Annotated in this window: 16 protein-coding genes and 1 pseudogene; 15 read left to right on the top strand and 2 right to left on the bottom strand. The window is 73.4% G+C overall.

The window, feature by feature from the left end; genetic code table 11:
• Positions 1-10: 10 nt before the first annotated feature.
• Complete coding sequence (locus AB0398_RS24455; RefSeq protein ID WP_366377750.1) at positions 11-331, top strand: hypothetical protein; 321 nt, start codon at positions 11-13, stop codon at positions 329-331.
• Here AB0398_RS24455 and AB0398_RS24450 read toward each other — a convergent pair.
• Positions 328-3078 carry a LuxR C-terminal-related transcriptional regulator gene (locus tag AB0398_RS24450; protein WP_366377749.1) on the bottom strand — a complete coding sequence of 917 codons (2751 nt, stop codon included), beginning with the start codon at positions 3076-3078 and terminating at the stop codon, positions 328-330. The two genes, AB0398_RS24455 and AB0398_RS24450, sit on opposite strands and share 4 nt — an antisense overlap.
• A gap of 998 nt (positions 3079-4076) precedes the next feature.
• Here AB0398_RS24450 and AB0398_RS24445 point away from each other — a divergent pair.
• From AB0398_RS24445 to AB0398_RS24430, 4 genes and pseudogenes are all read left to right on the top strand, one after another.
• Positions 4077-5483 (top strand): annotated as a pseudogene (locus AB0398_RS24445) (S8 family peptidase); the annotation flags it as partial.
• Positions 5484-5616: 133 nt separating this feature from the next.
• Positions 5617-7182 carry an ABC transporter substrate-binding protein gene (locus AB0398_RS24440; RefSeq protein ID WP_366377748.1) on the top strand — a complete coding sequence of 522 codons (1566 nt, stop codon included), beginning with the start codon at positions 5617-5619 and terminating at the stop codon, positions 7180-7182.
• Positions 7183-7309: 127 nt separating this feature from the next.
• Complete coding sequence (locus AB0398_RS24435; protein WP_366377747.1) at positions 7310-8236, top strand: DMT family transporter; 927 nt, start codon at positions 7310-7312, stop codon at positions 8234-8236.
• A 219-nt stretch (positions 8237-8455) separates the two neighbouring features.
• Entirely contained in the window at positions 8456-9376 is a 921-nt protein-coding gene (locus AB0398_RS24430; RefSeq protein WP_366377746.1) for a TetR family transcriptional regulator, read from the top strand.
• A 166-nt stretch (positions 9377-9542) separates the two neighbouring features.
• Here the strand turns inward: AB0398_RS24430 and AB0398_RS24425 are convergent, their stop codons facing one another.
• The gene (locus AB0398_RS24425; protein ID WP_366377745.1) at positions 9543-10211 is read right to left on the bottom strand and encodes a helix-turn-helix domain-containing protein; all 669 of its coding nucleotides are present in this window, start codon (positions 10209-10211) and stop codon (positions 9543-9545) included.
• A 129-nt stretch (positions 10212-10340) separates the two neighbouring features.
• On the opposite strand from AB0398_RS24425, the gene AB0398_RS24420 reads away from it, so the two are divergent.
• The 10 genes from AB0398_RS24420 (at position 10341) to AB0398_RS24375 (ending at position 19351) form a co-directional block, all read left to right on the top strand.
• Positions 10341-11279: a DMT family transporter gene (locus AB0398_RS24420; RefSeq protein ID WP_366377744.1), complete on the top strand. Its 939-nt coding sequence runs from the start codon at positions 10341-10343 to the stop codon at positions 11277-11279.
• Between the two features lie 99 nt (positions 11280-11378).
• Positions 11379-12179: an MBL fold metallo-hydrolase gene (locus AB0398_RS24415; protein ID WP_366377743.1), complete on the top strand. Its 801-nt coding sequence runs from the start codon at positions 11379-11381 to the stop codon at positions 12177-12179.
• Positions 12180-12246: 67 nt separating this feature from the next.
• On the top strand, positions 12247-12948 hold the full coding sequence (locus AB0398_RS24410; RefSeq protein ID WP_366377742.1) for a DsbA family protein: 702 nt from the start codon (positions 12247-12249) through the stop codon (positions 12946-12948).
• A 234-nt stretch (positions 12949-13182) separates the two neighbouring features.
• Positions 13183-14361: an aminotransferase class I/II-fold pyridoxal phosphate-dependent enzyme gene (locus tag AB0398_RS24405; RefSeq protein WP_366377741.1), complete on the top strand. Its 1179-nt coding sequence runs from the start codon at positions 13183-13185 to the stop codon at positions 14359-14361.
• Positions 14351-14896 (top strand): DUF6190 family protein, encoded by a 546-nt coding sequence (locus AB0398_RS24400; protein WP_366377740.1) that lies wholly within the window; start codon positions 14351-14353, stop codon positions 14894-14896. The genes AB0398_RS24405 and AB0398_RS24400 overlap by 11 nt, the downstream gene beginning before the upstream one ends.
• Before the next feature lie 26 nt (positions 14897-14922).
• Positions 14923-15726 (top strand): dihydrodipicolinate synthase family protein, encoded by an 804-nt coding sequence (locus AB0398_RS24395; RefSeq protein ID WP_366377739.1) that lies wholly within the window; start codon positions 14923-14925, stop codon positions 15724-15726.
• A complete protein-coding gene (locus AB0398_RS24390) occupies positions 15723-16592 on the top strand; it encodes an iron-containing redox enzyme family protein (RefSeq protein ID WP_366377738.1) in 870 nt (289 codons plus the stop codon). The genes AB0398_RS24395 and AB0398_RS24390 overlap by 4 nt, the downstream gene beginning before the upstream one ends.
• Complete coding sequence (locus tag AB0398_RS24385) at positions 16589-16906, top strand: Rieske 2Fe-2S domain-containing protein (protein WP_366377737.1); 318 nt, start codon at positions 16589-16591, stop codon at positions 16904-16906. The genes AB0398_RS24390 and AB0398_RS24385 overlap by 4 nt, the downstream gene beginning before the upstream one ends.
• Positions 16903-18360 (top strand): cytosine permease, encoded by a 1458-nt coding sequence (locus tag AB0398_RS24380; RefSeq protein ID WP_366377736.1) that lies wholly within the window; start codon positions 16903-16905, stop codon positions 18358-18360. The genes AB0398_RS24385 and AB0398_RS24380 overlap by 4 nt, the downstream gene beginning before the upstream one ends.
• A gap of 49 nt (positions 18361-18409) precedes the next feature.
• A complete protein-coding gene (locus AB0398_RS24375) occupies positions 18410-19351 on the top strand; it encodes a PDR/VanB family oxidoreductase (protein ID WP_366377735.1) in 942 nt (313 codons plus the stop codon).
• Positions 19352-19360: the final 9 nt, after the last annotated feature.

The raw sequence follows: 19360 nt of genomic DNA, 5'->3' as shown, positions 1-19360 counted from the left end.
AGACGGCACCATGACCAAGGTCTACTTCCAGGTCAATGTCCCCATAAAGAACTCCGTACGGCCCGAGCAGTGCGGGCTGCACGTCTTCACCGGCCCGGCCGACACCTGGTCGGACGCCCTCCGCATCGCGCGCGAGACCTGCGACACGGCGGCCGCCGCGCAGAGGGCGGGCTTCCCGCTGCCCCGTCGGCGTCCGGACGGCTGGGGAGCGCGCGGGCTGCGCCCCGGCTGGGTGTTCGACTGGACGGCCGCGACCGTGGATGCCTGGGCCCACGACGGAACGTTCCGGGACCGCGGGCCCCTCCTGCCCCCGCCGGGACGCATCCCCTAGGGGGTGCGTCCCAGCCGGTGGGCGAGGTCGCGGCGGGAGAGCGCCCCGGTCTTGCGCATGGCGCGGGCGATGTGCTGCTCCACCGTCCGGGGGGAGAGGTGGAGGGTCGCGGCGATCTCCCGGTTGGTCAGGCCGGAGACCGCGAGCTGGGCCACCTCCGTCTCGCGGGGGGACAGCTCGTCGGCGTGCGAGGGGCGCCCGGGCGGCCGGCCCTTCTTCGCCGGCAGGCGGGTGCGCAGCAGGGCCCTGGCCCGCGCCGCGTCCCAGACGGCCCCCAGCTCGGTGAAGCTCCGGGCGCAGGATTCCAGTTCGGCGATCGCCGACAGGGCGGCCGGTCCTTCGTCCGCCCCGGTGTCCGCCCCGGTGTCCGGCCCGGCCTCCACCTCGGTGTCCGCCGCGAGCACGCAGCGCGCGGCGCCCTCCGCGGTCAGCGCGCGGGTGTAGGGGCGGGGCAGCTCCGCGTAGGCCGCCGAGGCCTCCCGGTAGAGCTCCGCGGCCCGCAGCAGCCCGGCCCGCCCCTCCCGGTCCGGCGCCTCCGTCTCGGCGAGTACGGCCCTGCTCCAGATCAGCGCGGCCCCGGCGGCGGGCGCGTCGCCCCGGCCGAGGCCCCGGGAGAAGTCCCGGACCACGGTGTGCGCCGCGGCCCCGTCACCCGCGCGCGCCAGCGCCTCCACGGCCCACGGCGCGAGTTCCGCGGCCCACGGCCACACGCCCTTCGCGGCCACCACCGCCCAGGCGGCGCGCGCCTGCTCGGCCGCGGCCTCCACCTCCTGGCGGGCCAGGGCGAGGCGGATCATGGCGCCGGCCGCCGTCGCGCCCAGCGGCACGGGCAGCTTCTCCGTCCCGAACGTCCCCCGCTGCGACAGCCAGGTCAGGACTTCTCCCCAGTCGCCCTGGGCAAGGGCGAGCAGGCCGCGGACGAGGTAGGCGTCGGAGGCGAGGTACGGCATGTCGGCGGTTGCGGCGATGAAGTCCTCGCACTTCTCGGCCAGGCCCGGCCACTGCCCGGTCCACCACTCCTGGATCAACCGCGTTCCCAGTACGCCTTGTTCGGTGTAGGGCGCGCCGCTTTGCGCGGACAGGTCGCGCCCTTCTGTCATGAGGTCTTCGGCCCGTTTGTGGAAGCCGAGCCAGACCGCGGAGTCCGCGGCGTTGCACAGGCCGCGTGCCGCCTGCCGGGCGCACGCGGGATCGGCGCCCTCCACGGGCAGTTCCTTCACCAGGTCCCACGCCTCCGGGTCGGCGCAGCTCATGGCGAGCCCGATCCGGTTGGCCAGGACCGCCGTGCGCATGGCGTCGTCCCCGCTGGCGTCCGCGGCGGCCACGGCCTCGGCCAGCCAGCCCCGGTGGACGTCGATGGAGTGGCCCGGCCAGTAGGGGGTGAGGAGGGCCGCCATGGCCCGCGCGGCCAGGCCGGGCCGGACCTCGCGCAGTTCGGCGGCGGCGGTCTCCAGGACCCGCCAGCCCTCGGGGAACCGGCCCATCTGGTTGCACAGCATCAGCCCCAGGTCGAGCCGCAGCTCTCCGCGCACGGCCGGGGGGAGGGAGGCGTCCCGCACGATCTGCGCGAGGACCTCCACGGTCCGGTCCGAGCGCAGCCCGGTCACCGCGCTGCGGGCGAGGAGCGGTGCGAGGCGGGCCCGGCTCCGCGGGGGCAGGCCGGGGGTGGCCAGCGTCCGTTCGAGGAGCGCGACGGCCTGCTCGTGCCGGCCGGACGCCGCCGCCGACTCGGCCGCCCGCTCCACCGCCCCGAGCCATCTGCGGGTGTCGCCGGCCGCCCTGCGGTGCTCGGCCACGGCGTCCCAGGGCACGGGCTGTCTGCGGCCCAGCGCGTCCGCCGCCCGCCCGTGCAGGTCCTGGCGGACGGGGCCGGGCACGCAGGCGCGGACGGCCGGTGCGGCCAGCGGGACGGCGAAGCCGTAGCGGCCCTCGGCGAGCTCGGCCAGGGCCGCGACCTCCAGGGCCCGCAGCAGCGCGTCGCCTCCCATCGCGGTTCCGAGCCCCGAGACCGCGATCAGCTCGTCGCGGCCGGCGGGCCCGTCGAGGACGGCGGCCGCCCAGACCACCGGCCGGTGGGCCGGGGACAGCGCGTGCGTACGGCTCAGCACCAGCTCCGCGAGCCGGGCCGGCACCCCGGCCGCCTCCACCTCCGTGGCCGTACCGGCGAAGGGCGGATGCCGTTCCCCCAGTACGGCGAGGAGGTCGACGACCACCCGGGGCACCCCGCCGGTGAGTTCGCGCAGCCTGCGCACCGCCTCGGGCGTGCAGTTCCCGCCCAGCGCCTCCGCGGCGGCCCGGCGGACGCGTTCCTCGTCCCAGGGCTCCGGCCGGTGCCGGAGCACCGCAAGGCGGGGCGGGTACGCCACCGGCGGGGCGCCCAACGGCAGTCCGGACACGGGGAGTTCCTCGGGGCGGTAGGCCACGGCCGCCGCCGAGCCCGGCCCCAGGCACTCCAGGACCCGGCGCAGCCGCCGCAGCTCGTCCTCGTCCGCCCGGTGCACGTCGTCCACCAGCCACAGGGTCGGCACCCGCCGGTGCGCGTCCTCGTCCGGCGGCCCGCCGTCGGTCCCGCACCGCCACCGCACGCGGACCGTCTCCGCCGTCCCGGGCAGGTCGGCGAGTTCCTGGAGCAGATGGCTCTTGCCGGTGCCGGCGGCGCCCTCGACGAACAGCAGCACCGGTTCGGCACGCCCGTCGGCGAGGACCCGGGCCAGGGGCCGCAGAGCGGAACCACGCGCCTCGTTCACGCCGTCATCCTCGCTCTCCTTCTTCCGGGCGGACCGGAGTTCTTACGAGCGGACCGCAGTCCTTCATGGCGGACCGGCGTTCTTCCGGGCGGACCGGATTTCTTCCGGCGACACGGAGTTCTTCCGGACGGTCAGGACCGGCCCGGATCCGACCGGGGCGGGAATTCCGCGCGACGCATTCCGCTCCCGTTCCCGGACCACCGGTCCGCGCGAGTCGATTCCGGAACCGTATCAAGGAGGCAACGGCAGCACACGGGCACCGGAGCGGGATTCTCACCGTCTCTCCCCGTACGAAACGGAAAAAGCCGCGCGACGCGAAATCGTCGGCGGCGGGCGGCCGGATTCGCGAGGGGTCGCTCGCGTTCGGTCCGGTATTCCAGGGAACGAGTGCCCGGGCGCGCGGAAGAGCCTTCGGCGACGGGCGCGCCGCGGAGCACGCCCGGCCGACCGCGGGAAAGCGGGGCGCGATGCCATCCGGCCGGGACTGCCCGAGGGCGGCGCGCACAGCTCGTTCCGCACGCCCGTGCACAATGCCGGCCGACCGAGGCTGGACCGGTCCCGCGCGGGTTTCGCACGGGGCCGCGAGTCCGGTCGACCGGCACCCGAACCTAGGGTCCCGCGCGCGCTCCCGAACATCCGGAGGGCCGGTTCCACGGATACGCAATCAACCCTCCGGGGCCGTCCCGGGCGGCGCGCACCGCTCCCCCGGCCCCCGCGACCCGCGTCGAGATAAATAGGTGTCCGTATGTGCGGCACCCGGATGGTCTTCCGGTCGCTCCCGCTCGTAGGTTTCCGCCACCGGTCGATCACCCGCCCTCCACGGCGGGGCCGACCGCACCACGACGGGCCACGGGCGTACCGACCCCCCGCCCTTCGTGCACACCCCCACCTGCCGACCCCCCACAGCAGAACGGGCGGCATCCGGAACGTAAGGAACCACAGTGCACGGTTTCACCCCCCTCCGCATATCCCTCGCGGTCGCGACCGCGGCCGCCGTGATGGGCACCGGCGTCGCCTTCGCCGGCGGCTCCTCCGACACGGTCCCTCCCGCCCGCGCCGGCGAGGTCACCACCCCCGTGGCCGCCGACGTCACCGGCGCCACCGAGCTCGTCCAGGGCTTCATCGTCGGGTACAAGTCCCAGGCGGCCGAGGCGAAGTCGAACGAGGCGGCCGTGAAGGACGCCGAGACCAAGGCCGGCAAGACCGGCGAGCCGGTCTCCTTCGAGCGCCGCCTGGGCACGGGCGCGGCGCTGGTCGAACTGCCCGAGGCCGACGAGGTCCGGGACGCGCAGAAGGTCGCGGCGGCCTTCCTGGCCGACCCGGACGTCGCCTACGTCGTCCCCGACCGCCGGGTGTACGCCACCGCGGTCGACCCCGCCGAGTACGAGGCCCAGTGGGACCTGTACGAGACCACGGCCGGCATGAACGTTCCCGCGGCCTGGAAGCAGGCCACCGGCAAGGGCGTCACCGTCGCGGTCATCGACACCGGCATCACCGAGCACACCGAACTGGACTCGAAGCTGCTGCCCGGCTACGACTTCGTCTCCGACACCTGGACGGCCAACGACGGCGGGGGTCGCGACAACGACCCCTCCGACGCCGGGGACTGGCTGAAGAAGGGCGAGTGCGGCAAGGACAAGTACGGCAACCCCGTCCCGTCCGGCGACAGGAACAGCTCCTGGCACGGCACCCACGTCGCCGGCACGATCGCGGCCGCGGCCAACGGGTCCGGCGTGGTCGGCGTGGCCCACGAGGCGAACATCCTGCCCGTCCGCGTCCTGGGCAGGTGCGGCGGAACGACCTCCGACATCATCGACGCCATCACCTGGGCGTCGGGCGGAACCGTGACCGGCGTGCCCGCCAACAAGAACCCCGCCGCGGTCGTCAACATGAGCCTGGGCGGCAAGTTCACCTGCGACCAGGCCTACAACGCCGCCCTCAAGGGCGCCAGGGACCGGGGCACCACCGTCGTCGTGTCCGCCGGCAACGACAACACGGACGCCGCCGCCTACAGCCCGGCCGGCTGCGCCAATGTGATCACCGTCGCCGCCTCCGACCGCGAGGGCGACCGCGCCGCCTACTCCAACTACGGCAAGGTCGTCGACGTCACCGCCCCCGGCGGCGAGACCTCCGTGCGCGCCACGGACGGCATCCGGTCCACCCTCAACAAGGGAACCAAGTCCCCGGGCGACGAGACCTACACCTACTACCAGGGCACCAGCATGGCCGCCCCGCACGTCGCGGGCCTGGCCGCGCTGCTGAAGCAGAAGGACTCCTCCCTCACCCCCGCCCGGATCGAGCAGACGATCAAGAGCAACACCGTCGCGCTGCCCGGCACCTGCTCCGGCGGCTGCGGCGCCGGCCTCTCCGACGCCGGCAAGACCCTGAGCGCCGTCACCGGCGGCTGATCCGGGCCCCGCACCGATCCGCCCCTTCCCCGATGTCCGCGCAGCCCCGGCGACTTCCCCCGCCGGGGCTGCGCGGCATCGCGTCGGCCGTCCGCCGACGATTCCCCCCACGCAGAAGGAAGACGATCGCATGAAACGCAGAAGCCTCGGCATCACGGCGGGAGCCTGCGTGTTACTGGCGGCCTGCGGGTACCGGCTGCTGCCGTTCACGGCCCCGCCCGGAGAACCCGTCGTCATCGGAACGGCGAACAGCCTCACCCGCCTCGACCCCGCCGGGGGCTACGACAGCGGGTCCTGGGCGCTGTACAGCAACATCTACCAGGCACTGCTCACCTTCGACCCCGGGGCGACCGTCCCCCGGCCGGACGCGGCCGAATCGTGCGGGTTCGCCGGGTCCCTGACCACCTACCGGTGCAGGGTGCGCGGGGACCTCACGTTCTCCAACGGGCATCCGGTCACCGCCGAAGCCGTGAAGCACTCGTTCGACCGCATCCTGAAGATCCGCAATCCGCTCGGGCCCTCGCCGCTGTTCGCGAACCTCGTCTCGGTGGAGGTGAGCGGCCCCTTCGTGACCTTCCACCTCGCGACGGCGGACGCCACCTGGCCCTCCAAGATCGCCACGCCGGCGGGGTCCATCGTCGATCCGGCCGAGTTCCCCCGGAGCGCGCTCCGGACGCGGCGGACCTTCCCGGGGTCGGGCCCCTACGTCGTCTCCTCCCACGAGGAGGGCGCCCGGATCTCCCTCGTACCGAACCCCTCGTACCGGGGAGCCGTTCCCGAGAAGGGCGAGCCGGTCGAGATCCGCTACTACAAGACCTCCCAGGAGGTCGAGAAGGCGTGGGACGCGAGGGAGATCGACATCGCCCACGCCGGGCTCACCGCCGCGACGCTGGCGACCCTGGAGGGCGGCGAGGTCCCGGACGTGCGCCTCTCCGTCGGGGAGAGCACGGTGGGGCGCTACCTCGTCCTGAACACGCGCCCGGCGCACCGGCCCCTGGGGGACGTCGCGGTCCGCGGGGCCGTCGCCGCGCTCGTCGACCGGGGGCGCCTGGCGGAGACGGTGTTCAAGGACACCGTGTCGCCGCTCTACTCGCTCGTCCCGCGCGGCGTCACGGGACACGGCACCGACTTCTACGACGTGTACCCCGAATCGGACCCGCAGTGGGCGGCACGGCGGCTGCGCGACGCCGGCGTTCCCACTCCGGTGCGGATCACCCTGGGCCACCAGGTCGGCAGCGCCGCCGTCGAGGCGCGCGCGCTGAAGGCGCAGCTGGAGCGGGAGGGGCTGTTCCGGGTGAAGCTGGTCGAGGAGGCCGACTGGGTCGCGTACCAGGAGCGGTACAAGAGAGGTGAGTTCGACGCCTACGTCCTGCAGTGGAGCCCCGACTTCCCCGATCCCGACACGTTCGTCCAGCCGCTGGTGGGGAGCGGCAACGCCCTTCACAACGGCTACGCGTCGGCCGCGATCGACGGTTCCATCGAGGTGACGCAGCGGTTCGTCGACCGCGCCAGGAGCGTCGAGCGGTTCCGGGCGATCCAGCGGGTGGTGGCGTGGGACGTCCCGCTGGTGCCCCTCTGGCAGAAGAAGAACTACGTGGCGGCCAGGCCGGCGGTCACCGGGGGCCACTACCTCGTCGCGGACAACAGCGGGGTGTGGCGACTGTGGGAGCTGCGGCGGGAGCGGTCGAGGGGGTAGCGGCGCTCTCGACGCGGTCCGGGGGCCGGGCTCGGACCCGGGTCCGACTCCGGGCTCCCGGCTCCCGGCTCCCGGCTCTCGGGATATTGCGGTGAACTCCGAACGATCCTCCGCCTACCGTCGGGGCATGCAGAAGTCGTCCTCCCGGCTCGCGCTCGCCGCGGCCGGTGTCACCGTCGTCCTGTGGGCCTCCGCCTTCGTCTCCATCCGCAGCGCGGGCGCCGCCTACTCCCCCGGCGCGCTCGCGCTCGGACGGCTGCTCTCCGGGGCCCTGGTCCTCGCCGCCGTCCTCCTGGTCCGGCGGGAGGGACCGCCGCCCCGGGCGGCGTGGCCCGGGATCGCGGTCTCGGGGCTGCTCTGGTTCGGGGTGTACATGGTGGTGCTCAACTGGGGCGAGCAGGAGGTCGACGCGGGCACGGCCGCGATGGTGGTGAACGTCGGACCGATCCTGATCGCCCTGCTCGGCGCGCGGTTCCTCGGGGAGTCCCTGCCGCCCCGGCTCCTCGCGGGCATGGCGGTGTCGTTCGCGGGCGCGGTGACCGTCGGCCTCTCGATGTCCCGGGGCTCCTCCGGCGGCCACGCCTCGGTGCTGGGGGTCCTCCTCTGCCTGCTCGCGGCGGTGGCGTACGCGGGCGGGGTCGTCGCCCAGAAGCCGGCGCTCGCGCACGGCAGCGCGCTCCAGGTGACGACCTTCGGGTGCCTGGTGGGGGCGGTGGCGTGCCTGCCGTTCGCCGGACAGCTGGCCGCGGAGGTGGGGCGGGCGCCGCTGTCGGCGACCCTGAACATGGTCTACCTCGGCGTGTTCCCGACCGCGCTCGCGTTCACGACCTGGGCCTATGCCCTCGCCCGTACGACCGCCGGGCGGATGGGCGCGACGACGTACGCCGTGCCCGCCCTCGTGGTGCTGCTCGCGTGGGCGTTCCTGGGCGAGCTGCCCGGTCCGCTCACCCTCGCCGGGGGCGTGCTGTGCCTCGCGGGCGTGGCCGTCTCCCGCTCCCGTCCGCGCTCCCGGTCGCGGGGTTCCGAGGCCACCGGAACGGCCGAATCCACCTGACAGGCAACGCTCCGGGTTCCGGTCACTTCGCGGGCGCCCGGTGCCGGTCGCGCGCCCGCGACCTGGGAGGGAGGGCGGCGTCAAGCCCCAATTCCGGCCGGGCGGACGACGAGCCACGTTTCGCCACTCTCCGGCCGGATAGTTTCGAGTCGGTCACGGACACGGGCCGGAACTCAACACTCCGACACCTTCCGAACAACCAACCCGACGGGGGAGCCGATGGCGATTCAACAGCGGGCGGAACGGACCAGACAGGAGATCCTGTCGGCGGCCGCGCGGGTCTTCGACAGGCTGGGGTACGAGCGGGCGTCCCTGGCGAGGATCGCCGGGGAGGCCCGGGTGACGACGGGCGCGCTGGTCTTCCACTTCGCGACGAAGGCGGACCTGGCGGTCGCGGTGCGCGCCCGCGCCCGCGCGGTCACCGGCATCACCGTCGAGTCGGCCTGCTTATCGACCGAGGGGGTGGGTGGCACGGCGGTCGACAAGCTGGTGATCACCACCCACGCCCTCATCCGGCTCTTCGAGACCGACCACGTGGCCCGGGCGGGCGAGCGCCTGGCCCGCGAGCTCCAGCCGGCCGACCCCGCCCTCTCGCGCGACTGTCCCTGGCGGCGCGAGGTGGGCCGTCTGGCACGGTACGCGGTGGCGGAGCAGGCCCTGCGGCCCGGCGTGGACGCGACGGCCGTCGCAACGCTGATCGGCTACGTGGTCACCGGGGTCGAGCTGGAGATGCGCCGCCCCTGCCCTCCGGCCGACGCGCTCCGGCTCCTCGCCGACGGCGGGCCGCAGGGCCCGTGCGTCCCCGAGACCGGCGCCCTGCACGGCTCCGCAGAGGAACGGCTGCGCCGCATCTGGGAGTTGGTCCTGCCCGGCCTCGTCCACCCGGCCGCCCCGCCGCCGTACGGCTCCGTCGACGCGCGGAGACCCGGCCCGACCTCGACCCCGGCACCCCACGCGCCGGGGCAGACGTCGTACGGCCCCGCTCCGGCCCCCGCCTCCCCCTCCCCCTCCCCGGGCCCCCGCCCCCAGGCTCCGCGCACCGCCGCGCCGGACCCGCGCGCCCAGGGCCAGGCACCCCGCCCGGCACCGGGCCCCACGCCGCCGCCCCGCTCCACCCCGCGCGCGCCACGGCCCACGTAGGCCCGGGCGGCGCCGGTCCGGGGCGTCGACGAGCCGGGCCCCCGCCGGTGCCCGGCTTCCGGCCCCTCCTGGCGAAACCCTTCACGGGCCTCCTCGTGGCACCCCCCACGAAACCCTTCGCGATCCCCCTCGTGGCACCCCTCGCGAAACCCCTCGCGGAGTTTCCTCAGTGCCCGTCCCCCGACCGCAGCAGCTGGCGTGCGAAGGCCGTCAGCGAGCGGCCGACGCGCTCGACCGACAGGCCGAGTTCGTGGCGCTGGAACTGGAAGAGCTCCGGCGACAGCGGGCTGAGCGCGATGTCGATCAGCGGGTCCGGGTCCCGGACCCCGTGGTCGACGAGGAGGATCCGGACGTGGACGCGCCAGAAGCCGTACGCGCCCGTCCGGAAGCGCGCCGAGCCCGTCTCCGCCCCCAGGGCCAGCGGCAGGTGCCGTTCGAGGAGGTCGAGCATCGCCAGGTAGAACGCCGCGAGCCGCTCCCCCGCCGGCGCGCCGGGCCCGAGCGGCGGGGGGCCGTAGATGAGCTGCCCCTGGAGTCGGCGTTCGTGCTCGTCGAGCAGCGCCACGGCGATCGAGGAGGGATCCGGGAAGCTCCGGTACAGCGTGGCGCGGCCCACCCCGGCGGCCTTGGCGATCCGGTCCATGGTGACCGACCGGGGGTCCTGTTCCGCGAAGAGCCGTTCGGCCGCGGCCAGGATCTGGGCGCGGTTCCGCTCGGCGTCCGCGCGTCTGCGCGGGGCGACCGGCCGCTCGTCCGCGGCCTGGAGGTCGCCGAGGAGCCCGTCGACCCGGTGCACGGAGTCGGCTCCCCCGCCCCGCTGCTCGTCGTCGCTCATGGCCCGACCCTACTTCCCTCAAGTTCTCCCCAAGATAAGTGGACACCTTGTCCACTTGCTGTGTCGAGTGGCATGCTAAACGGACTCAGCGTCCATTTACCGCTCGCCATCCCGCCCCAGGGAGATCCCATGCACACCGCGCTCCTCGCCGCGGCCCTGCTGGTCGGCTGCCTCCTGGCCGTCCAGGCCTCGGTGAACCTCCAGCTCAACTCGGCCGTCGGCACCCCCTACGGCGCCTCCACCATCCAGCTCGGCGTCGCGACCGGCCTGCTCGTCGTCCTCGCGGTGGCGGCCGGGGCGCTCGGCGCGCTCGGCAAGCTGCCCGACGTCGAGCCCTGGCAGCTGCTCGGCGGACTGGCCAGCCCGCTCTACATCACCAGCGGCATCCTGCTCTTCCCGCGGCTCGGCGCCCTCGCCGCCGTCGGGCTCTTCGTCACCGGCCAGATGTTCGCCTCGCTCGCGCTCGACCTCTTCGGCCTCCTCGGCCTGGAGCGGAAGGAGCTCAGCGCCGGCATCGTCCTGGGCGCCGTGGCGGTCCTCGCGGGCATCGTCGTGATCATCCGGGGCATGAAGGCCGCGGCCCCCGCCGGCGCACCCAGGATGTCGAGCGCCGGGCGCGCCGGCTGGCTCGCCCTCGGCGTCGTGGCCGGCGCCGTGCTGCCGGTGCAGGGCGCGGTCAACGCCCAGCTGCGCGCCCAGCTCAAGGAGCCCATCACCGTCGCGGTGATCAGCTTCGCCGTGGCGACCTTCACCATCGCCGTCGTCCTGCTGGTGCTCTACGCGACCCGCCGCACCCCGAAGCCCAAGATCGCCCCGCTGAAGAAGATGCCCTGGTGGGGCTGGCTCGGTGGCGCCTGCGCCGCCGCCTACGTCACCGGCACCTTCCTGCTCATCCCGTCCATCGGCGCGGCGGTGACCATCGCCCTCACCGTGACGGGCCAGCAGCTGACCTCCGCGCTCATCGACCACAAGGGCCTGTTCAAGCTTCCGCAGCGCTCCCTCACCAAGCCGCGCGCCCTGGGCCTCGCCCTGCTGATCGCTGGCTCCCTGACCATCCAGCTCGTCTGATCCCGGGCCGGAGCCCCCGGGACCCCCGCCCGGGGGCTCCGGCCCGCTCGGTGCGTCACGCGAGACGCGTCACGAGAGGCGCGTCGTGAAAGGTGCGTCATGAAAGCGTCGTACACCGCCGGGCCGGACATCCACGTCCTCCCCTCGGCCCTGCCCATCCCCGGTCTCGGCGACCAGCCGGTGAACGCCTTCCTCGTACGGTCGGGCGAGCCCTTCCTGGTGGACACCGGGATGCCCGTCGACCGGGAGGGCTTCCTGGACTCCCTCTGGTCCCTGATCGACCCCGCCGACCTGCGCTGGGTCGTCGTCACCCACGACGACCGCGACCACACCGGCTCCCTCGCCCGCATCCTGGAAATCGCGCCGAACGCGAAGGTGTTGACCAACGCGATATCGGCGACGCGAATATCCGAAGAGTTCAGCATTCCGCAGGAACGCCTGGTGACCGCCAATCCGGGAAGCCATGTGAAAATCGGCGACCGCGAACTGAGTTTTCACCGCCCGCCCACGTTCGATTCACCCGGGACCCTCGCCGTCTTCGACCACTCGGACGGCACGCTCTACAGCTCCGACAGCTTCGGCACGGTGGTGGAGGAAATGACCCAGGACTTCGCCGACCTCGCCGAGGAGGAGTTCTTCCACGGGTTCGAGGTGCTGAACAGGGCGATAGCCCCCTGGACCGCACTGGTCGACGAGGAGAAGTTCCTCCGGCCGGTGCGCGGCCTCGCCGCCCTGAACCCCGCGCGCCTGCTGAGCGCGCACGGGCCGACCGTGCGCGCGGACGCCGTGCCCCGGCTCTTCGACGCCATGGCCCGCATCCCCTCCCTGCCCGCCTGGCTGCCCGGCGCCGACCTCGACCTGGAGGCGGCGCTCGACGCCCAGGAGTCCCTCGCCGGCTGAGCCCCCGCGGCTCCGCTCCGACCACGCCCCACCCGTGTACACGGACACGCACGAACCGAGGAGAACCATGCCCGACCCCGTCCTCACCGATCCGATCCCGCCGCGCGGAGTCATCACCGTCTACTCCGACATCTGGTGCTCCTTCGCGCACATCGCCGTCCACCGGCTGCACACCACCCGGGCCCGGCTCGGCCTGGAGGAGCAGGTCTCCTTCGACCTGCGCGCCTTCCCGCTGGAGCTGCTGAACGACGCCCCGAGCCCGCGCCCCGGCACGGACAGCGAGGTCGCCCGGATGGCCAGCCTGGAGCCGGCCGCCGGCTGGCAGCTCTGGCAGGCCAAGGACTGGCTGTACCCCTCCACGACGCTGCCCGCCCTGGAGGCGGTCCTCGCCGCGAAGGAGCAGAGCCTGAACGCCTCGGAGCAGCTCGACCTCGGGCTGCGCCGGGCCTTCTGGGCCGAGTCGCGGTGCATCAGCCACCGCAAGGTGATCCTGGACGTGGCCGCGGACACCGGCGCGGTGGACGTCGACGCCCTCACCGAGGCGCTGGACGACGGGCGGGCCCGCCGGTCCCTCGCGGACCAGGCCGCGCTCTCGCGGACCGACCGGATCAACTGCAGCCCGCACCTCTTCCTGTCCGACGGCTCGGACCACGCCAACCCCGGCATCGACGTGGGCTGGGAGGGCGCGTACGGCATCGGCTGGCCGGTGATCGCCTCCGACGACCCGAAGGTGTACGAGGACATCCTGCTCCAGGCCGCGACCGAATAACGCCCACCGAATAGTTGAATTCGCTGCGATAATCGACTGAACACCAGGTACGACGGCCAGGCGTTCCTCCCGGAGGAATGCCTGGCCGTCGTACCTTTTTTTCGCCCGCAGAACATCGCGATGATTATTAATTGCGTGACCCGGCCGTTATTCGCAAGGGCGCTCGAAGCTCCTACAGTCGTCCCCGCCGCCGGAATTCCGGACGCAGATTCGCATCGACAGCGGGAGTTCTTCATGTCGTTGACCGACAAGGCAGACGTCAGCACGTTCGTCGACCTCACCCAGCACGAGATCGAAGCCCTGAAGACCCGGTTCAACCTGGCCGACGCGCACACCCACCAGCGCCAGTCCGCCTCCCAGGAGCGGATCGTCTCGCGGCTCCCCGAGCTGTGGCACGAGTCCGAGTCGAAGCAGCAGGCCCACTTCGAGCGCCAGTTCCTGGACGCGTTCTTCCGCCTGCACCAGCAGCCGACCGCCCGCGCCATGGACCGCACGCTCCTGTCGTACTCCGCCAGCGTCTCGACCATGGTCGCCGGCATGTTCCTGAAGCAGCGCGGCATGTCCGTGCAGCTGGTCGAGCCCTGCTTCGACAACCTGGTGGACCTGCTGCGCAACATGCAGGTGCCGCTCGGGCCGGTGGACGAGTCGGCGCTGCACGACAAGGACGCGATCTACGACCGGCTGGTCGAGCAGATCCACGCGGACGCGATCTACCTCGTCGACCCGAACAACCCCACCGGCTTCACCCTGCTCGCCGAGAAGCTGGAGGGCTTCCGCGAGGTCGTCCGCTACTGCGTGGACCACGACAAGGTCCTGGTGATGGACTTCTGCTTCGCCTCCTTCGCGCTGTGCGACGAGGGCGTCGGCCGGGTGGACATCTACAAGCTGCTCGAAGAGTCCGGCGTCACGTACATGGTCATGGAGGACACCGGCAAGACCTGGCCGATCCAGGACGCCAAGTGCGCCATGATCACCGCCAGCCGGGACATCCAGGAGGAGGTCTACAACCTCCACACCAGCGTCCTCCTGAACGTCTCGCCGTTCGTCCTCAACATGGTCACGCAGTACGTCGAGGACTCCATCACCGACGGCTTCGCCTCCGTCCGCGACATCATCACCACCAACGGCGAGGCCGCCCGCGCCGCCCTCGACGGCACGATCCTGGAGCTCCAGGAGCCGGTCGTCGGCACCAGCGTCGCCTGGTTCCGGATCAAGCCGGAGCACCTGACCGCCACCCAGCTCCAGGCCGTCCTCTTCGACGAGGAGGTGTACGTCCTGCCGGGCACCTTCTTCTACTGGAACAGCAAGGAGAAGGGCGAGCGGTTCGTCCGGCTGGCCCTGGCCCGCGAGCCCGAGGTGTTCGCCGGCGCCATGGAGCGGATGCGGAAGGTGCTCGAGCGCTATGCGGCCTGACACCGACGCCGGCACCGACGCCCCCGTGTTCGTGGACGCCGCCCTCTTCATGGGCATGCACAGCGGGGACGACGCCGTCCGGACCGCCGCCAAGGCCTTCTTCGCGGACCGGCTCGCCGCCGGGGACGCCGGCCGGGTCCTCATGAGCTGGGAGCAGGTCGGCCGCTGCGACGACCTCGTGTGGGGGTACGACCGGAAGACCCAGGACGAGTACTACCCCTTCATGGACGTCCTCCACACCGACCTCGCCGTCGAGCGGATCGGCTACGAGGAGGCGGACGTCCGCCGGGCCTTCACCGCGCCCGAGCTGGACGGCCTGCCCACCCACGAGCGGCTGCTGCTCGCCCAGGTCGCCAACCGCGGGGGCACGCTGCACACGGCGAGCCCCCGGCTGCTCCGGACGACCGGCCTGCCCGTCGCACCGCTCGTCCCGGCGGGCGCCCCCTCCCCCGACGGGGAGCCGGTGTTCCCCGCCTATCTGGAGGACCTCTACCAGCGGTCGCTGGTGCTGACGGTCGCCCCCGACACCCTCTGAACAGACCTCGGAAAGGCCCCCCTTCCATGCCTGGCACCTACTCCGGGACGATCGTCCCGCTGATCACCCCCCTCGACGAGCACGGCACCGTCGACGAGCAGAGCGTCGCCCGCCTCCTGGACCACGTCCGCTCCGAGGTCACCGGCCTCATGCCGGCCCTGACCTCGGGCGAGGGCTGGAAGCTCGACGCCCGGCAGTGGCGGGACGTCGTCGCGTACACCGTGAGGCACGCCGGCGGGCTTCCCGTCCTCGCCGGCATCCAGCTCCCCGACACCGCCTCGGTGATCGACCGGGCCCGTACGGCCGTCGAGCTCGGCGTCGACGCCGTCGTGGTCACCACCCCGTTCGGCGCCGACGTGACGCAGGACGCGATTGTCGACCACTACCGGGCCATCCGGGCCGCCCTCGACGTACCGATCTTCCTCTACAACGAGGAGGCGCTGTCGGGCAACCGCATCGAGTTCGACACCCTGCTGCGGATCTGCGAGATCCCCGGGATCGTCGGCATCAAGGAGTCCAGCGGCGACGCCGCCTTCACCCGGAAGACGACCGAGTCCGGCACCGGCGTCCCGGTCTTCGAGGGCTGGGAGAACCTCCTCGCCGACGTCCGCGGCGTCGACGGCTTCATCGGCCCGCTGGCCAACCTCGAACCCGCGCTGTGCAACGCGATGCTGGTCGACCCCAGCCCGGAGCGGCAGGCGGAGCTCAACGCCGTCTGCGAGCGGTACGGCATCTTCCGGGACGACTGGTACCGCTGGGTCAAGAAGGAGCTGCACCGGCGTGGCGTGATCTCCTCGACCACCACCCACGAGGAGGCGAAGGCGGCATGAGCGGCCTCCCCTCCGCCTCCGCCCCCGTGGCCGCGCACTCGGTCGCGGCCCCGGCCGCGACCGCCCAGCGCGAGCTGCACGCCCTCTACCGGCGGGTGCCCAGCCTGGGGGACTACGGGTCGATGACCGCGATCGAGGAGCGGTGGATCCTGCCCAAGGCGCGGGCGTACGAGGCGTCCGCGCCCCGGTTCGGCTCGGCCGGCGAACTCCTGAACGCCCTCAAGGACTTCCTGGCCGAGGAGGAGGCCGCGCTCCCCGAGAGCGCGACCTTCCTCGCCGAGCACGCCACGCTCGGACAGTTCACGACCGTGGTGCGGCAGTTCGCCCTGGACGGGCTCACCGAGTCCGAGTCCCTGCTGCCGGTCGTGCCCCGGCTGCCGTACCGCTCGGCGATGGCGGTCTTCCGGGTCCTCATCGACGAACTGGGCTGCGGCAACGAGGAGAAGGCGCACTCCCAGCTCTACCGGGACCTGCTGACCGAACTCGGCCTGAGCCTGCGCCTGGAGGACTACCTCGACGAGACGGTCCCCGAGTGCTACGCGTACGTCAACATGTTCCACTGGCTGGCGAGCCGGGCGTCCTCGCCCCAGTACTTCCTGGGCGCGTACGCCTACTTCGAGACCAGCGTCCTGTACGCCTTCCAGAGCTTCGCGCGGGCGGCCAAGCGGCTCGGGATCAGGAACGACGCCTACTACACCGAGCACCTCTACATCGACTCGTACCACAGCAGTCACATGCGGACGGCGATCCGCGCGCTCGACGAGCCGGACCTCGCGAAGATCTGGGCGGGCGTGCGGCTGGCCTCCGACATCGTCGGCACGGCCACGGAGGCGGCCGTGGCACGGGCGCGGGAGACCGTCGCATGACGGCCGTGCCCGTCGGACGGCGGCGGGACGACGAGCCGACCGTCCGCCAGGTGACCGAGGACCTCGTCCTGGTCGAGGCCGGCGGCCGCAAGGTCCTCGCGGCCGCCGTCTGCCCGCACCGCGGGGGCCGGCTCAAGTACGGCAGGGTCGACGGGGACAGGCTGCGCATCACCTGCCCCCTGCACCACACGACCTTCGACCTGACGAGCGGGGAGCGGCTCTCGGGTGCGGCCTGCGCCGCCATCCGGGTGGTCGACGTCCTGCCCGGACAGGACGTCACCGCTCCCGATCTCCCCTCCGGAGGCGCTCCGTGACCACCACACCGACCGGGGCGGCGTCCACCGCGGCGCCGCCCCGCGCGGCCACGGCCGAGCACGACGGCGTCGCGCCCGTGCCCGAGGCCGAACGCACCTCGTCCCCGGCCGACTTCGGCTGGATCTGGCCGTCCGCGCAGTTCTCGTTCGGCACGGTCGTGCTCGGCGCGCTGCCCGTGGTCTTCGGCCTCGGCTGGTGGGCCTCGGCGAGCGCGATCGCGGTGGGCGTCGCCGTCGGGACGGCGCTGCTCGCGCCGCTGGCCCGGTTCGGCGTCCGCACCGGCACCAACGACCCCGTGTCCAGCGGGGCGCACTTCGGGGTGCGGGGCAGGGTCGTCGGCAACGTCCTCACGGTGGTGACCGCGCTCGGCTTCTTCGCCATCGCCGTGTGGACCGGCGGCACCGCCGTCATGGTGGCGGGGCACCGGCTGCTCTCCACCCCGACGGGCCCGGGGGCGCTGACCGTCGCCATGTTCGTGACGGCGGCGGCGGTCGCGCTGGTCGCCGTGCGCGGCCACGAGGCGCTCGTCCGCACGTACCGGATCACCGCCGTCACCGGCGGGGCGGTCCTGCTCGGCACCCTCCTCGTGCTGGCCCCGAAGTTCGACCCGGGGTACGGCGGCGGGCCGCTGGCCCTGGACGGCGTCCTGCACACCTGGCTGCTCGCGGCGACCGCCTCCGCGACCGTGCCGCTGTCCTACGCCACCTTCCAGGGCGACTACACCCGCTTCATGCCGTCCTCCACCCGGCCGGGGCGGGTGGCCCGGGCCAGCGGCGTGGCCATGTTCCTCAGCAGTCTCGCCGCGCTGCTGACCGGCGCGTACGTGACGACCCTCTTCCCCGTGCCCGACGAGCCGTGGCTCCAGGGCCTGACGGACGCGGTGCCCGGCTGGTTCGCGGTGGCGGTGGTGCTCTTCGGCTTCGCGGGCACCCTGCCGCAGGCCGGCCTCTGCCTCTACGCGGCGGGGCTCTCCGCCAACTCGGTGTTCTGGCGCTCCTCGCGGGCGGCGGTGACCACGGTGGTCGCGCTGCTCGCCGGGGCCGTGCTGTACCTGGGGGCGGTGGTGTACGACGCCATGGACGCGATGTCGGCGTTCGTGACGCTGCTGCTCACCGTCGTCGCGCCGTGGGCGGCCGTGCTCTTCGTCGGGTACGGGCTCCACCGGGGCCGGTACGACGCGGAGGCGCTGCGCTCCTTCACCACGGGCGGGGGCGGGCGGTACTGGTACGTGCGCGGGGTCAACCCGCGGGCGGCCGGCGCCTTCGCCGCGGGCTCCCTCGTCGGGATCCTGTGGGTCAACAACCCCTTGTACGTCGGCCCGCTGACCGACCTCACGGACGGCGTCGACCTGAGCCTGCCGGCCTCCTTCACGGTGGCCGCGGCGCTGTACGGGGTGCTCTGCCGGGTGTGGCCGGAGCCGCTGCTCCCGCCGACGGCGGGCGCCGCGCGCTGACCCCCGTGCCCGTTCTCCTCACCATCCGTTCCGAGCTTCGAGGTGTCGCATGTCCGTGTTCCGGCTGACGGTCCGGTCGGTCGTCCGGGAGGCCGAGGGCGTCCTCGGGCTGCTGCTCGCCGACCCCTCGGGCGCCGACCTGGCCCCGTGGGAGCCCGGCGCGCACCTGGAGGTCACCCTGCCGTCCGGGGCGGTCCGGCACTACTCGCTGTGCGGCGACCCGGACGACCGGGAGGTCTACCGGCTCGGGGTGCTGCGGGAGCCGGCGGGCCGGGGCGGTTCGGAGGAGGTCCACGCCTCCGTGGGCCCGGGCACGGTCCTCGGGGTGCGGGGGCCGTTCAACCGCTTCCCGCTGGTGCCCGCCGAGCGGTACCTGTTCGTCGCGGGCGGCATCGGCATCACCCCGCTGCTTCCGATGCTCCGCTCCCTGCCCCCGGCCTCCTGGTCCCTGCTGTACGGGGGCCGGAGCCTGGCCTCGATGGCGTACCGCGAGGAGCTGGCGGGGCTGCCCGGGGTGACGCTGGTGCCGCAGGACACGGCGGGGCTCCTCGACCTGGACGCGGCCCTCGGGGTGCTTCCCCCGTCGACGGCCGTCTACTGCTGCGGCCCGGAGGGACTGCTGCGGGCGGTGGAGGAGCGCTGGACGGGGGCGCTGCACACGGAGCGGTTCGGGGCGACGGCTCCTGCGAGCTCCGAGGGCTCCGAGAGCTCCGGAGTCTCCGAGGGGGGCTTCGAGGTGGAGCTGCGACGGAGCGGTCTCACGGTCCGGGTGGAGCCGGGGCGGAGCCTGCTCGACGCGGTGCGGGAGGTGGTGCCGGGCGTGGCGTACTCCTGCGAGGAGGGCTGGTGCGGCACCTGCGAGACGAAGGTGCTCGGGGGGACGCCCGAGCACCACGACTCCGTCCTCGGCGAGGCGGAGAAGGCCGCGGGGGCCTCAATGATGATCTGCGTGGGCCGCTCGCGCGGCCCACGCCTCACCCTCGACCTGTGACCGGGGCCC

Origin of the sequence: Streptomyces sp. NPDC086147, from assembly GCF_040702165.1 — a bacterium.
Classification (GTDB): Bacteria; Actinomycetota; Actinomycetes; order Streptomycetales; family Streptomycetaceae; genus Streptomyces.
Note: the sequence above shows the minus strand (reverse complement) of the source record. Positions and strands in the feature narration are given on the sequence as shown.

Bases quoted from the DNA above. Each gene is read 5' to 3' on its own strand.
- AB0398_RS24455 (WP_366377750.1), top strand. From the start codon at position 11: ATGACCAAGGTCTACTTCCAGGTCAATGTCCCCATAAAGAACTCCGTA.
- AB0398_RS24440 (WP_366377748.1), top strand. From the start codon at position 5,617: ATGAAACGCAGAAGCCTCGGCATCACGGCGGGAGCCTGCGTGTTACTG.
- AB0398_RS24435 (WP_366377747.1), top strand. From the start codon at position 7,310: ATGCAGAAGTCGTCCTCCCGGCTCGCGCTCGCCGCGGCCGGTGTCACC.
- AB0398_RS24430 (WP_366377746.1), top strand. From the start codon at position 8,456: ATGGCGATTCAACAGCGGGCGGAACGGACCAGACAGGAGATCCTGTCG.
- AB0398_RS24425 (WP_366377745.1), bottom strand. From the start codon at position 10,211: ATGAGCGACGACGAGCAGCGGGGCGGGGGAGCCGACTCCGTGCACCGG.
- AB0398_RS24420 (WP_366377744.1), top strand. From the start codon at position 10,341: ATGCACACCGCGCTCCTCGCCGCGGCCCTGCTGGTCGGCTGCCTCCTG.
- AB0398_RS24415 (WP_366377743.1), top strand. From the start codon at position 11,379: ATGAAAGCGTCGTACACCGCCGGGCCGGACATCCACGTCCTCCCCTCG.
- AB0398_RS24410 (WP_366377742.1), top strand. From the start codon at position 12,247: ATGCCCGACCCCGTCCTCACCGATCCGATCCCGCCGCGCGGAGTCATC.
- AB0398_RS24405 (WP_366377741.1), top strand. From the start codon at position 13,183: ATGTCGTTGACCGACAAGGCAGACGTCAGCACGTTCGTCGACCTCACC.
- AB0398_RS24400 (WP_366377740.1), top strand. From the start codon at position 14,351: ATGCGGCCTGACACCGACGCCGGCACCGACGCCCCCGTGTTCGTGGAC.
- AB0398_RS24395 (WP_366377739.1), top strand. From the start codon at position 14,923: ATGCCTGGCACCTACTCCGGGACGATCGTCCCGCTGATCACCCCCCTC.
- AB0398_RS24390 (WP_366377738.1), top strand. From the start codon at position 15,723: ATGAGCGGCCTCCCCTCCGCCTCCGCCCCCGTGGCCGCGCACTCGGTC.
- AB0398_RS24385 (WP_366377737.1), top strand. From the start codon at position 16,589: ATGACGGCCGTGCCCGTCGGACGGCGGCGGGACGACGAGCCGACCGTC.
- AB0398_RS24375 (WP_366377735.1), top strand. From the start codon at position 18,410: ATGTCCGTGTTCCGGCTGACGGTCCGGTCGGTCGTCCGGGAGGCCGAG.